This is a genomic window from Polyangium jinanense (assembly GCF_028435265.1).
Lineage (GTDB): Bacteria > Myxococcota_A > Polyangia > Polyangiales > Polyangiaceae > Polyangium > Polyangium jinanense.
The window spans coordinates 35960-50429 of the sequence record NZ_JAGTJK010000012.1 but is presented as its reverse complement, the minus strand read 5'-3'; the positions used below and the strand labels follow the sequence as shown (position 1 = coordinate 50429).

Annotated in this window: 9 protein-coding genes; 3 read left to right on the top strand and 6 right to left on the bottom strand. The window is 68.6% G+C overall.

What is annotated here, in order from left to right:
* Window positions 1-32 precede the first annotated feature (32 nt).
* Window positions 33-3851, bottom strand: coding sequence for a serine/threonine-protein kinase (locus KEG38_RS22755; protein WP_272421829.1), 3819 nt, complete (start codon window positions 3849-3851; stop codon window positions 33-35).
* Window positions 3852-4159: 308 nt separating this feature from the next.
* Between KEG38_RS22755 and lon the strand changes: the two genes are divergently transcribed.
* The 3 genes from lon to KEG38_RS22740 all read left to right on the top strand — a co-directional run bounded on the left by lon (window position 4160) and on the right by KEG38_RS22740 (window position 9041).
* Complete coding sequence (gene lon / locus KEG38_RS22750; RefSeq protein ID WP_272421828.1) at window positions 4160-6553, top strand: endopeptidase La; 2394 nt, start codon at window positions 4160-4162, stop codon at window positions 6551-6553.
* A 140-nt stretch (window positions 6554-6693) separates the two neighbouring features.
* Window positions 6694-7593 carry a hypothetical protein gene (locus KEG38_RS22745; RefSeq protein ID WP_272421827.1) on the top strand — a complete coding sequence of 300 codons (900 nt, stop codon included), beginning with the start codon at window positions 6694-6696 and terminating at the stop codon, window positions 7591-7593.
* 197 nt (window positions 7594-7790) lie between these two features.
* Entirely contained in the window at window positions 7791-9041 is a 1251-nt protein-coding gene (locus KEG38_RS22740) for an MFS transporter (RefSeq protein ID WP_272421826.1), read from the top strand.
* A gap of 7 nt (window positions 9042-9048) precedes the next feature.
* Here KEG38_RS22740 and KEG38_RS22735 read toward each other — a convergent pair whose 3' ends face one another.
* The 5 genes from KEG38_RS22735 to KEG38_RS22715 form a co-directional block, all read right to left on the bottom strand.
* Complete coding sequence (locus KEG38_RS22735; RefSeq protein WP_272421825.1) at window positions 9049-10350, bottom strand: DUF418 domain-containing protein; 1302 nt, start codon at window positions 10348-10350, stop codon at window positions 9049-9051.
* Between the two features lie 168 nt (window positions 10351-10518).
* The gene (locus KEG38_RS22730; protein WP_272421824.1) at window positions 10519-11205 is read right to left on the bottom strand and encodes a carbonic anhydrase; all 687 of its coding nucleotides are present in this window, start codon (window positions 11203-11205) and stop codon (window positions 10519-10521) included.
* A 67-nt stretch (window positions 11206-11272) separates the two neighbouring features.
* Window positions 11273-12106 (bottom strand): NAD-dependent epimerase/dehydratase family protein, encoded by an 834-nt coding sequence (locus KEG38_RS22725; RefSeq protein ID WP_272421822.1) that lies wholly within the window; start codon window positions 12104-12106, stop codon window positions 11273-11275.
* 8 nt (window positions 12107-12114) lie between these two features.
* Entirely contained in the window at window positions 12115-12717 is a 603-nt protein-coding gene (locus KEG38_RS22720) for a YIP1 family protein (protein ID WP_272421821.1), read from the bottom strand.
* Between the two features lie 57 nt (window positions 12718-12774).
* Entirely contained in the window at window positions 12775-14427 is a 1653-nt protein-coding gene (locus KEG38_RS22715) for a phytoene desaturase family protein (protein WP_272421820.1), read from the bottom strand.
* Window positions 14428-14470: the final 43 nt, after the last annotated feature.

The following is a 14470-nucleotide window of genomic DNA, read 5'->3' as shown; positions in this document are numbered from 1 at the left end:
GCGGCCCTTACGAAACGAAAGGGTGCTCGCCCTCAACCCTTCGCCGCGACGAGCGCACGCCGGAGCCGCGGCGTCATGACGTTCGCAACCCGCGAGGCCACGTCGAGCGCGGCCTCGAGGTGCCGCGCAGCGTCGTCGCGCCGGCCCCGGCGGAGCGCCGTGAGCGCCCGCGCTTCGAGGACCTCGAGCCGCTCCTGTCCCACCGAGCACCGCGTCGAGCGCTCTTCGAGCTCGTCCCAGCGCTCCGCCGACGCGTCGGTCGTGGCAAGCTCGACCATGGCGCAGAGGACCTCCTCGGAGGGCGCCAAAATCTCGGTCCCCTGTGCCCGCGCTTCCACCTGCTCCTTGCGAATGGCCGCTATGATCGCCGCCGCAGAAGCCTCGTCGCCGCGATAAAGGTGAACCCGGGCTTCGAGCAACTTGACGATCGCAGGGTGCGCCCCGATGTTCGGCCGCGGAAACGAGGCCGCGGCGGAGCGGATGTATGGCTCGGCCGCGGGGAGGTCGTCCATCAGGTAAAGATATTCACCCAGATTGTAATGCCCGATGAGCTCCAGCGTGGGCTGGCCGATCTCGCGGCCGATGGCAATGGTTTGCTCGTAATCGGCGATGAGCCCGGCCCGATCGCCGCGGCAAGCCCGGACGAGGCCCCGGTTGGCGAGCGCGCCGCCAAGGTGAAGGAGGTCGGCGCGGACCTCGCAGCCATGAATGACCTCGTCGAGAACGGCAGCCCCCTCGTCGGAGCGCCCGAGGCCCGGCAAGATGAACCCGAGCAAGAGGAGCGCGATCGTCCGCGTCTCGTAGCCCTCCTCCCCGAGCTCCGCCGCCCTCTCCGCCGCGGCGAGGAGGTCCCGCGCCGCCTCTTCGTTGCGGTCGGCGCGGTGCGAGGAGCGCCCGAGCCCGAGCAGGAGGCGCGCGTCGACGAGCGGCGAGGTGCCCTCGACATACCGCGCCTTCGCGTCGAGGACGAGCTCCTCGGCGCGCTTCACGTCGCCCATCCAGTCGAAGACGATGGACTCGTCGAGCAAGAGCTCGACCTGCAAGAGGACATCTCCCGCCGCCTCGGCCTGGGCCCGCGCGGCCGCAAGCTCGGTAACGGCGTCCTCGTACTGGCCCCGCCGAAACCGCGCGAGGCCACGCGCGCGCCGCGCGACCGCGGGCAAACCGGAGAGCAGCTCGTCGGCGCGCGCGAAGTAACGCTCCGCGTCCGGGTAATTGCGCCGCGCGCTCGCTTGTTCCGCGCCGCGGATGTACATCGTGCCCGCCCGATCGAGCCGGCCGCCGCGCTCGAAGTGGTTCGCGAGGATCAATGGATCGGTCTCGCCCGCCCGTTCGAGCCATTCGCCGGCGAGCCTATGGCCGAGCTCCCGATCGTCGTCCGTGAGGAGCGCATACGCGCCCTCGCGGAGGAGCGCGTGGCGGAAGGCGTACTCCTCGTCCTTGGGAAAACGGCTCTCCCGATGCTTCGAGCAAATCTCGCCGGCGACGAGCGCGGCGAGCGGATCGCTGCTCGGATCGCCCTCGCCGACCATGTGCACGACGGCGCCACGCCAGAAGACCTCGCCGAGGATGCTCGCCGCGCGCAAAGCCCGACGCGCGCGCGGTTCGAGCCGCTCGAGGCGCGTCTGCACCATGGCCACGATCGTCTCCGGCAAGGATTCGCCGAGCGAATCCTCGGATGCGGCCCGGACGAGCTCTTCCAGGAAAAACGGATGCCCCTCGGAAAGGGTCACGAGCCGCTCGATGAGAGGCGTTTCCGCCGCGTCGCCGAGCACCTTGCGCGCGAGCCGGGCGCTCGCCTTCACGGAGAGGTGCTTCAGCCGGATCTCCTGGCGGCCACACTCGACCCAGAGCTGCGGAAACACTTGCTCGACCTCGGGACGCGCGGTCGCGACGAGAAAGATGGGTTCGTCCGCGAGCTCGCGCAGCGCCGCTTCGAGCGCCGAGACGGAGGCGCGATCGCCCCAGTGCACGTCCTCGACGACGATGAGCGCGGGACGCTCGGCGCAAAGAGCGCGTAGGAAATCACGAAATGCGCGTCGTATCTGCTCGCCGCAGAGCTCGGGGTCCTGGCGCGCGGCGCGGAGCGGGAGGCTGTCCTCGTCGGGGAACGGGATGCCCGAGAGCTCGCCGAGGAACTCGGTCACGCGGCGCAGGTCGCGCTCGGGGACGTGCCGCGCGACGAACGCGGCGAGGCGCTCGCGCCGCACCTCGATCGGCTCGCCGCCCTTCACCTCGGCCGCACGCCAGAGCACGTCGGCGAGCAGGCCAAACGTGGAGCCGGCCCGCTGCAGATCCCCGCGGCCCCACAGGATCTCGACGGGCGCGGCCGCGCGCTTGCGACGCTCGATGAACTCGTGCACGAGGCGCGATTTGCCGATGCCGGCAGATCCCGTGACCACCACGGCGAGCGCCGCAGGTTCGTTCTCGGCGTTCGTGAAGCTCTGTTCGAGCAGGGCAAGCTCGTGCTCGCGCCCCACGCATGGCGTGAGCTTGCCGAGCAGCGGGCGGAAGGCCTCGGCCGAGACGCGCTCGCCGCGCAGTTCGCAGCCGCCGGGCGCGAGCTCGACGAAGTCGAAGCGGCTGTCGAGCAGGCCCGCCGTGGTCTCGTCGATCGCGACGCGTGGCCCGGGGACGGGTCCCTCCATGTGCAGGAGCCAGATCGCCCGTTCGATCGCCTCGCCGACCGGCAGGCCGCGACCGAGCTCGCACCACCCGGTGGTCACAGCGATGGGCACCCCCGGAAAAAACTCGCGCAGCGCGAGCGCGCACCGGGCGACCTGCGCGGCGATGTCCGTCGGCACGCTCGTGTGGTCCAGGATCACGACGGCCGTGCCGTCGGCGAGGAGCTCGAGGTGCGCGCCGAACCGCGTGACCACCGAGCGCATCGTGTCGGGCGTGGAGACCGCGAGCGTCTTCGAGGTCGAGGTGATGGGCGGCGCGGACGCGGGCGGGCCGAGCAGCACGACGCCGAGGAAGCGCCGCTCACGCTTGCCGAGCGAGCGCGGCGGCACGTCGTCGAGGCCGTCGTCGTCGATCGTCTCGGCTTCGAGGGCGCGGGCGAGCGTGGCGCCGTCGCGCGGCCGCCGCGTGGGCTCCTTCGAGAGCATGCGCGCGACGAGCTCGTCGAGCCACGGGGGCACGACGACGCCGAGCTCGTGGAGCCGCGGCGCCTCCTCGAAGATGACCTTCGCGAGCACCGCGACGAAGTGATCGCCCTGGAAAGGAGGCCGGCCCGAGAGGCACTCGAAGAGCAGGCATCCGAGGGAAAACACGTCGGCCGAGGCGTCGACCACGCCGCCGCTGCGCGCCTGCTCGGGCGCGATGTAGCTCGGCGTGCCCATCATCGTGCCGGTCGCGGTGATGCGGGCGCTGCCGCCGAAAAACGCGATGCCGAAATCGAGGATCTTCGGCGACTCGCTTCGACCTCCAACGAGAAAGACATTGCCGGGCTTGAGGTCACGGTGGACGATGCCCTGCGCGTGCGCGGCGCCGAGCGCCTCGGCCACGCGCGTCGCGAGCGTGATCGTCTCGGGGACCGTGAGGTGCGTGCGCGCGAGCCTTTGCGCGAGATCCTCGCCTTCGAGCCACTCCATCACCAGGAATGGCTGCCCGTCCGGCATCACGTCGTACGCCACGTAGCGGACGATGCCGGGGTGCGAGAGCCGCGCGAGCGCCCGGCCTTCCCGCTCGAACCGCGCCACGGTCTCGGGCGCCGTGTCGTTCAGGATCTTCGCGGCCACGATCTCGCCGCTGGAGAGATCGAAGGCGCGATAGACCTGCCCCATGCCGCCGCCCCCGACCTGGGCGTCGACGCGGAATCTCTGCGCGAGGACCTGCCCGACTCTCATCCCGAAGGCGGTTTGCGAAGAGCGTGGTCCGACGACGTCGAGGTCCCGTTTGCCCGCACCGTTACCAGCATACGCGTCGGCGGGGCGCGGATCATCTTCTCTACGCGGTCATGACGAACGTCACACGTGTGGCGCCCCTGGGCGGAAGGCCCCCCACGAGCCTCCCGTACCGTCCCGTCACCCCTTCGCACGTCCCCCCGTTGACGGAGCAGTGAACGGATTTATGGTTCGTTCACGCCTCGGGCCACCGGACCGGCGACGCCGACCGTGGCGAGGCGCTCTTTCCTGAAGTCCCAAGGAGTCCCACGATGACGACCCTCCGCGACGGGGCCCGCGCGCCCTCTTCTCCATTTCCGGTGCTTCCGCTCCGCAACGGGGTGCTCTTTCCCGGCGCGGTGATCGCTCTTCCCATCGGCCGCGAGCGCTCGGTGGCGCTCGTCCGCACGCTGAACAAGGGGGACGTGATCGGCGTCCTCACGCAGAAAGACCGCAACCTCGGGGATCCGGCCGAGTCGGATCTCTATCGCCTCGGGACGTTCGCCCGGGTGGTGGAGACGGGCAGGCTGCCGAGCGGGGACATGAAGCTCGTCATCGAGGGCGTGGGCCGCATGCACCTCGGTCGTATCGTGCGTCGGGATCCATTCTGGCTCGCGGAGGGCGAGGTCGCCGCGGAGACGAGCGAATCGAGCGAGGAGGCCAAGCTCTTCGCCCGCGCGCTCTTCGATCAGGTGCGCGAGCTCGGCCGTGGAATCGAGAATTCGATCGAGCCGTCGCTCGCCGAGGAGGATCCGGGCCTGTTCGCGGATCGGGTCTCGGCGCTGCTCGGGCTCACGTCGGACAAGGACATGCGGGTGCTCGAGGCGCTCGACGTGGTCGAGCGGCTGCGTATCGTCGCGGGCTTCGTCATCGAGCAGAAATCGCTCTCCGAGGTGAAGCGCAAAATCGAGCAGGACGTGCGCCGCGAGATCGGCAATCACCAGCGCGAGGCGATCCTGCGCGAGCAGCTCCGGGCCATCAAGAAAGAGCTCGGCGAGGAAAGCTCGGACGACGAGACGGGCAAGCTGCGCGAGCGGCTCGAAAAGGCGAATCTGCCCGAGGAGGTGCGCACGGTCGCCGATCGCGAGATCAAGCGGCTCGAAGCGCTTTCGCCGCAGCAGGCCGAATACAACGTGATCCGGACGTACCTCGACTGGATCGCGGAGCTACCGTGGAGCCAGCGCGCCGACGCGAAGGACGACATCGACGCGGTCGGCAAGAAGCTCGACGAGGACCATTACGGCCTCGGCGACGTGAAGCGCCGGATCCTGGAGCACATCGCAGTGCTGAAATTGAAGGGCACGGCGAAGGGCAGCATTCTCTGCCTCGCGGGCCCGCCCGGGGTTGGCAAGACCTCCATTGGGCAATCGATCGCGGACGCGACGGGGCGGCCGTTCGTGCGGATCGCGCTCGGCGGCGTGCGCGACGAGGCGGAGATCCGCGGGCATAGGCGCACGTACGTGGCGGCGCTCCCGGGCCGGATCGTGCACGGGATGAAGAAGGCGAAGGTGAAGAACCCGGTCGTGCTGCTCGACGAGATCGACAAACTCGCGGTGGGCTGGGCGGGCAATCCCGAGGCGGCACTGCTCGAGGTGCTGGATCCGGAGCAAAACAAGACGTTCCAGGACCATTACCTAGAGCTGCCGTTCGACCTGTCCGAGGTGCTCTTCGTCTGCACGGCGAACGACCTCGGCACGCTGTCGGCGCCGCTCCGCGATCGATTGGAGATCATCGAGGTCCCCGGATACACGCCGGACGAGAAGGCGCAGATCGCGCGCCGGCACCTGATCCCGAAGCAGCTCGCGGCGCACGGGATCCCCGAGGGCACGTTGACGATCACGGACGACGCGCTCCGGGCCATCGTGCGCGATTACACGCGGGAGGCGGGCGTTCGTCAGCTCGAACGGGAAATCAAGAAGCTCTGCCGCGCGCTCTCGCTGGAGGTGGCGCGGGCGAAGGACGAAAAGCCGAACCTGCACGTGGAGGAGAGCGATCTCGGAAAATACCTCGGCAAGGTGAAGTTTTTCGCGGAGGTGGCGGAGCGGACGGCGTCGGCGGGCGTTGCGACGGGAATGGCGTGGACGCCGGTGGGCGGCGACATTCTGTTCATCGAGACGAGCCGGATGCCGGGCCGAGGCCGCGTGGAAATCACGGGGCAGCTCGGCGACGTGATGAAGGAATCGGCAAAGGCGGCGCTTTCGTACGTGAAGAGCCACGCGGCGGAGCTCGGCGTGGATACGTCGAAGCTCGAAGAGGAGGACCTGCACATTCACGTGCCCGCGGGCGCCGTGCCCAAGGACGGGCCGAGCGCGGGCGTGACGATGTTCACGGCGCTGACCTCGCTGCTCTCGTCGCGGCGGGTGCGCAGTGATACGGCCATGACCGGCGAATGCACGCTGCGTGGGCGCGTGCTCCCCGTCGGCGGGATCAAAGCGAAGGTGATGGCCGCGCATCGGGCCGGCATCAAGCGGGTGATTCTGCCGCAAAAGAACGCGCGCGACGTCGAGGAGGTGCCGGAGGAGGTGCGTAGCTCGCTGACGTTCGTGTTCGCCGAGGACATGAGCCAGGTGATCCACGCAGCGCTGGAAGATCGGCCGGCCGACGAAGAGACCGTCCCGCTCGGCAACGACGCGGAGACGGGCGGCGAAGTGCGCGCGGTTCATTGACGAGCGACGGCGATCGACGCGCCGCAGCAGGTGTAGGCGGATCTCTGCCAAAATCCCGGCGGGCGGCGCGTCGACACTTCTCCAGCCATTCCACGCGTGCTACGTTCCCCGTCGCATCGCTTTCGCGCGGAGGAATGGAAATGACCTTATCGTATTTCGGGCGGACGCTCGCGGGTCTCGTTCTCACGGGCACGCTCGGTCTTTTGGGCTGCAAGGGTACGGTCGTGATCGGGGGCGGCGGCGAGGACGGCCAGCCTGGTCAGCCTGGCCCGGGTGATCCCGGCGGCGTCGTGAACCCGCCCCCCGTCTGCGGCTCGGAGCTGCACCTCATCGGCATCTACGAATCACACGGCAATCACGGCGGCGGCGTGCACCCGCCCGGCGCGGCTTCGGTGCACGTCGAGCGGCAATCGAGCTCGATCCTGGTCCTCTCGTCGTACGAGCCGGTGCACTGGACCGTCACCGCGGCCGAAGGCGTCACGCTCGAAAAGGTGATCCTGAACGGCTATCACGATCAAACGGCCGACGTGCCCGCGGGCGTGGCGGTCGAGATTCACGACGGCCCGGACGGTTCGCTCGGCGCGTATGGCTATGCATGGCCGCACGCCGAGGGCGGGAGCGATACGCAGACGCTCGTCGCCGCGGTCGAGAACCTGACGGGGCGCGCGTTGACCTCGTTCCACGGCTGTTATCAGGCCACGCACTTCACGCTGCACGACGACCTCCAGGCCGACTCGTCGTGTGCAATCGAGCAGGGCTACACGCAGACGAGCCACGTGGCCGAGGGCATGCTCGAATGCGACGACGAGCCGGAGGGCGCGGATTCGTGCGCGGGCAAGGAGGCGCCCGGGGTTTACGATTTCAAGTTCTGCTGGGACCAGGGCGGCTCGATGCACACGCCGGACAGCTCATGCGAGGAGGCGCTCGACAACTGCCTCTTGAACAGCCCGCTCAACCCGGATCGAAGCGTGATCTGCCGCTTCGACGGCGAGGTCGTGCACCTGAGAGAGGTCGTGCCCGGCGACTGCGACGGGTTTTGATCCGATACCGCCATTGACACGCGCCGGGCTCGCCCGCTCGCGGGTCCGCGCGGGCCCTTCCTGTCAACACAAAAGCGCGGCTCTGGATCGACGCTTCGGCAGGCGGGCGTTCATGCTGCGACGCGGCGGCCGATGAGAAAAGTCGTTCGCAGCAGAGGCACATAGCCCACGCGCGGCCGCCATGGTAGAGGCCGTGCGTGAGTCCTGTCACCCCCCAGCTCCGCCGTCTCTATGCGACCACGTTACCGTTCGGGATTGCGTGCGGCATCTCGATCGGTCTCACGGCGGTGCACCTGAACCGGCTGGGGTACTCGAAGGATTCGATCGGCTTTCTGGCCCTCTTCTTCGGCGCGGGGCTCGTGGCCTTCGCGCTCCCGGTCGGGGCGATCATTCGACGGTTTTCGGCCGAGCGAGTCCTTTCCGCGTCGCTCGTCGGGTACGCGGGCTGCCTCGCCGCCTTCCCGTTCGCGAAGACCTTCGCCCAGGTCGCGGGCGTGCGCTTCGTCGACGGCCTGTTCACGATCGGCATATGGGTCAGCTCCGAGACGGTGCTGCTCGCGCAAGCCCGGAAGGAGCACAAGGCGTACCTCACGACCCTTTATGCGATATGGCTCGCGAGCGGATACGTGGCCGGTCCGCTCATGGCGACGGGCATGGATCGGTTCGTTCCTGCGACCGTCTCGTTCGGCGTGGCCGCCCTGTTCGCGCTCAGCGCCGGCCTTTACGTGGCCTTGAAGATGCCGCCGGCGCCGCCCGTCGAGGGCGCGAGCGCGGATGAGGAGACGGAGGGCGAAAAGGGCTCGGAGCTCTCGGCCGCCACGATCCTGTGGCGTATCAAGACGTCGTGCTTCGCCTCGTTCTCGTACGGCTACTTCCAGGCGGCCGTGGTGATTTTCCTGCCGCTTTACCTCATCGAGTCGAAGGGGATTCCCGAGAACCGCACGATCGTGCTGCCGGGGCTGTTTTGCCTCGGCATGATGATCTTCTCGAACGTGGCGGGCCGGGTCGCGGACCGCGTGGGGCACCTGCGCGCGGTCCGCGTGCTCTCGTTCATCGGGCTCTGCTGCGTGGCCGGCTTCATCTACGCCGACAACTATTGGCTCATGCTCGCCATCGTCTTCGGGACGGGCGGGTCGTTCGCGTCGATGTCGCCGGTCGCGCTCGCGCTCACGGGCGTCATCGTCGAGCCGCGCGATTACAGCCGGGCGAACTCGATCTACAACATGTTCTACGCGGCGGGCATCCTCTCGGGCCCGCTCGTTGCGAGCCAGATCTTCCAGCGCCTCGGCGGGGTCGCGATGCTTTACCACCACGTGGCAATGTGGGCCGCGTTCGTGCTGTTCACCGTGATCTTCATGTACGACGATCCGGCGGCGCGGCGACGGCGGGACGCGAAAGACGTGAACGACCCGGACCCGACGGGGCTGCCGGGCGGGGCCGCGGGCTGAGAGGGTTTTACGAACCCGACGCGGTGGGGCTGACCGGCACAGGCGCCGCCGGGGTTTGCGCGAGGCGCATCGGCGGCAGCTTGCCGTACGTCGCGGCGCGCCACAGCCATTCGAGCGGGCCATAGCGGAAACGCGCGAGCCAGAATCGGCTCCAGACGACCTGCACGGCGAAGATCGCCACCGCGATCCCGGTCCCGAGGAGCGGGCCGACTTTGCCGTACCAGCCAAATCCGTAACTATAAAAGAGCGTGGTCGCGATCAGGCTCTGCGTCAGGTAATTCGTCAGCGGCATGCGGCCCGGGCTCGCGAGCACGAGGAGCACGCGCTTGCCGCGGTCGGTCTGGAGCAGGAGCGCGATCGCCGCGATGTAAGCGATGCAGAGCAGGGGCCGGTTCACCCGGAAGAGCAGTTCGGCGAAGAAGCCGTACCAGGTCCAGCCTTCCGGCGGGGGCATGGGTCGGAACTCGAAGAGCAGAGAAAAACCCACCGACGCGGCGATTCCGAGGCTCAGCGAGATCCAGAGGACCTTGCGAATCCGCGGGAGGTTCTCCGCGACGTCCTCGAGCAGCCGCTTTTTGCCCGCGTAGAGCCCGAGGAGCATCGTGACGAACACCGAGAGATACCACCAGATCATGCCGTGGCCGATCCGGATCATGGCGTACGCATCCGCGAAAACCGCGAGCCGCGCCCCGATTTGCTCGAGATAGGTCCCCGTCGAGTAGATCCGCATGTGCTCATGCGCCATGGCGACCCAGAAGGATCTCGGATGCGGGGGCGCTTCTTGCAGAAGGAGCCCGATCATGCTGCGCACGGTCGGCGCGAGGAACGCGATCGCGATGAGCCCGAAGACGAGCCGATCGGAGGCGCGGCGCAAGGCGAGCAAGAAGAGCCCGAGGACCGCATACGTGTGCAGCACGTCCCCGTTCCAGAGGAAGATCGCATGCGCGGCGCCCACGAGGAAAAGCACGGCGACACGTCGCAGGTAGAGAGGCGTGAGGCGCGCGCCGCTCGCCTCGGCGCGCTGCATCTGGACGGTCAGCCCGAGGCCGAACAAGAACGAGAAGATGGAGTTGGCCTTGCCCGCGAACACGATCGACGTGACGGTCTCGGCCGCCCGGTCGTAGAAGCGCGGGAAGTAGTGCTCGTCGAGCGCGTGGATGCCGTCGGGCACGCTGAAGCCCGGCATGTTCATCACGATGATGCCGAGCAGGGCGAACCCGCGAAGGACGTCGAGAAGCGGGTTGCGTTCCTCCGGGGCGACGGGTGTGAGCGGTGGGGCGCCCTCCGTCTTGCTTTGTTCCTCTGCCATGTGGGGACCTCCACCGATGGAGAGTCACTCCGCCTTGCTTTGTTCCTCTGCCATGTGGGGACCTCCACCGATGGAGAGTCACTCCGGGCGCGATGTGAACGAAAAAGCGCACCCGGGCCTCCTTACTCACTCCGGGTTGATCCCGGCGTGAGGCCCTCGGCCTGGCCGTCAGCTATGCTGAAACGCGGATTGGCCGGCCAGCACGCGCTCGGCCTCGGTCTCGTCGAGCAGGATGTAGCCGCCGCGCTCCCTATCGTAGACGTGCACGTCGCCCGTCGCGACGTCGAACCACCAGCCGTGCAGCGTGATCGCGCCCTCGTCCACGAGCGTGCGGACGTTCGCGTAGCTCGCGATGTGCTCGAGCTGCTGGAGGACGTTGGCCTGGGAGAGGCGATCGACAGCCGACAGGTCGTCCTTGATGAAGGGCGAGCGCACGAGGCGCGCAAAGGCAGCTTCGCCGTGCGCGAGCCACGCCTTGAGGTTCGGCAAGGCGCTGTAGTTCTCGCGGCCGTTGAGGATGGCCTCGATGGCGCCGCAGCGAGAATGACCACAGACGACGATGTGCCTGATCTTGAGCTTGGCCAGGCTGAACTCGATGGCCGAGGCTTCGGAGACGTCGCCCACGGAGATGCCGGACGCGGTGGCCGGCGCGACCAGGTTGCCGACGCTCCGAACCACGAAGAGGTCCCCCGGGTCGGTGGAGACCATCAGGTTCGGGACCACACGGCTGTCGGCGCAAGCAAAGAAGAGGACGTCCGGCTTCTGCCCCCGCTCCGCGAGCTGCTTGAAGAGCGGAGCCAGGCCGGGGAGCTTGTTCTTGCGGAAGTCGATGAGGCCGCGGATCAGCTTTTCCATGACCGCCGAAGATAGACCAGACGTAATTGGTGAGCCAACGAAATAGTTGGCAACGCAAACTAAATTCTTACGAGGTCGTGGGGTCGGCCTCCGCGGCAAGGCAGGCGACGAACCCCTCGCGATACGTCGGGTAATCGAGGGAAACCCTTAGCTCTCGTCGAATCTTCCCGGCGTCGACGCGACGGTCGTTCCGGAGGGTCGGGGGAAGGTGATCCCTCGGGACCTCGGTGGGTCGCGGGACGCCGAGCCGAGCGCAGAGCCAGTCGATGACCTCGGACTGAGGGACGGGCGCATCGTCGGCGACCACGAAGACCTCGCCTTTCGGAGCACGCGCGAGCGCGGCGAGGGCGAGGCGCGCGAGGTCCTCCACGTGGATGCGGCTGATGACGGCGTGGCCGCCTTCGGCGATCTTGTGTTCGCCCCGCGCGAGCCGGACGTGTAGGCCCCGACCCGGGCCGTAAATGGCCGCCGCGCGGAGGACGATCCCGCCGGCCGCGCGCACGAGGGCCTCGGCCCGGAGGCGGGCGGCGGCGCGAGGTTCACGGGGATCCACCGGAGTTTCCTCGTCGATCCGGCCCGCGGCGCTGCCATACACGCCGGTCGAGGAGATGTAGACCGCAGACGCGGCGCGGGAGAGAAGGGGCAAGAGGGCGGCGTCGGTCGCGTCGTCGGGCGGGTATGTGACGAGGACGCGCGTGTCCTCGCGGAGGAGCGGCGCGACGAGGGCTTCGTCGAGGCGGGGCACGAGGCGGACGTCGACGCCGAGCCGTGACAAGGCGGCGGCGCGCTCGGGGGAGCGGGTCGTGCCCACGACGCGGATCCCCGCGGCGAGGGCCTGCTTGGCGGCGAACGTTCCCGTAAAACCACAGCCGAGGATGACGAGTGTTTCCGAGGCGTCCACGATCGCTCCTACCGCAGGAAAAATGCGCCGAGAAGGGCCTGCGCCACGAATCCGACGAGCGTGGCGAGGAGGGCCGTCCGCGTGCGGAGATGGTGCGCCCGTGACAAACCCATCGTGCCGAGCGCGAGGCAAGAGGCCGCGGCGAGCGGCGCGTAATACCGCATGGCCTTTCCGATGGCCGAAAAGCCGAGGGCGAAATAGACGGCGATATCGGGCACGATGAAGAGGAGCGTCATCGGCACGGCATACGCCACGCCGAATACCGCGAGCGACGCATCCTGCCGGCTCCCCTCCCCGCCCGGCGGGGATGCGCGGCGCGCGATGGCATGCGTGATGCCGCCGCCGACGCGCCAGAGGACGAGGTAAAGCGGCACGGCGAGGAGGGCCTGGACGAGGTAATGCCGCTCCCGCCCGAGCCCCGGCAGGCCAAACCTCGGCGCATGGCCCGAAAGGAAAAGGAGAAGGGAAAACGCGGTGTGCAAGGCGCCGAGCACGAGCATCGCCGCCCGCCCTTCCCGCGCGTCCGCGCGCGCCGCGACGCCCGCCATGGCGGCGCGCGGGCCACGGAGGACGTCGAGGAAAAGCGACCAGGCAGGGCGGGGATCGGGCATCGGCGCGCCCATTCGATAGCGGAAAGGGTGGGCGCGGGAAAGGGGGTTTGTCGTCGCTCAGGAAGCGAGGGCGTCCTCGGTGTCGTCGTCGTGCGCCGCGGCGGGCGCGTGTACGCGGGTCCTGGAGGCGGGCGCGAGCTCGGCGGCCGGGACGATCTGGAGCGAGCCGTCGGGCGGGGCGAGGAGGTCTGCGATGTGGCGGACGCCGAGGATGTCACGGGCCGCGAAGAGGCCGGAGGTGGCCGCGCCCGCGACGCCATGGCTGAGCGTGCTCGCGCCGACGCTGTAAAGGCCGGGGACACTGGAACGAATGGGGAAGGAAAAGGGGCCGAGCTGGAGGGGGCTCTTCGCCGTGCCATAACTCGAGCCGCGGTGGGTCTCGCAATAAAAATCGTTCGTGAGGGGCGTGCCCACGGAGCGGAAGGTGAGGTTCTTGCCGAGTCCGGGGATCACACGCTCGGCCGCGGCGATCAGGGCGTCGCCGAGGCGCTCCTTGAGGTCGCGGTATCCCTCGGGGCGCGCCGCCGCGGTGCCGGCCCAGCGTTCGAAGGGTTCGTACGGGACGAACGTGAAGAGCTCCAGGGTATGGTGGCCCTTCGGTGCGTGGCCGGGGTCCTTCAGGGTGGTGACGGTGAGGAAGAGACCCTCGATGATTCCGTGGGGGAGCGCGTGGAGGGCGCGCTCGTAGACGCCGTTCACGTCGAGGGTGCGATAACACCAGTAATTGCCCGAATCGAGGCCCATCGCGGGTAGGTCGAGGTCGGTAGCGCAAAAGACGCTGAGGATGCCGACGGAGTATTCCATGCGGCCGGTCTTCCGGCGCTCGCGCTCGCCGTGCGGCGGTTCGAGGAGCTTGCCGAAGGTGATCGCGGGGTCGGCATTGGAGACGACGGCGCGGGAGGCGATACGCTCGCCCGATTCGAGTTCGACGCCGGCCGCGCGGCCGGATTCGACGAGGATGCGGCGGACCCGGGTGCGGAGACGAATCTCGCCGCCGCGCCTGCGGAGGGCCTTGATCATGGCCATCGGAATGCGTTTGGCGCCGCCGCGCGGATAATACCCGCCGTCGTAGTAATGGTTGATCATGCGGGCATGGAGGGGGAGCGAGACGCGCGATGGGGGCAAACCATGGTTGCCCGATTGCGCGGCGAGGATGCCGCGGAGGAGCGGGTCGCGAATGGTGCTGTCGAGGAGGGCGTGCTGGGTGCGCAGGCCCCACACGAAGAGGTCTTTCGAGCGGAACGGGAGCTCGAGGGCGCCGCGCGGGGAGACGAGGAGCTCCTCGCAGCGGAGGGTGCCCTCGACAATGCGGCCGATGACGTCGAAGTATCGCGCGAGCCCCTTGCGCTCGTGGGGGAAGCGGGAGACGAGGCGCTCGAAATAGCGATCGAAGCCACGCGGGACATCGAAGCGCTCGCCGCCGAGGAGGAAATGGTCGAAGCCGTCCGGCGCGAGCTCGTGAAACGTGAGGTCCGAGCCGAGGCCGAGGCCTTCGTAGAGCGCGCGGGCGGACTGGCCGGGGCCGAGCTCGCCGATATAATGGACGCCAGGGCTGAATCGATACCCTTCGAGCGCGAAGCTGTGCGTCCAGCCGCCCGGCAAGTAATGCTGTTCGAGGACGAGCACCCGCTGCCCCGCGCGCGCGAGCGCGAGCGCAGCCGTGAGCCCCCCCGCGCCCGACCCAACGACGATCGTGTCCCAGCGCTCCATCGGAAGATCCTCCTCGATCTCGGGTTGGATGTCGGAGGGGGGA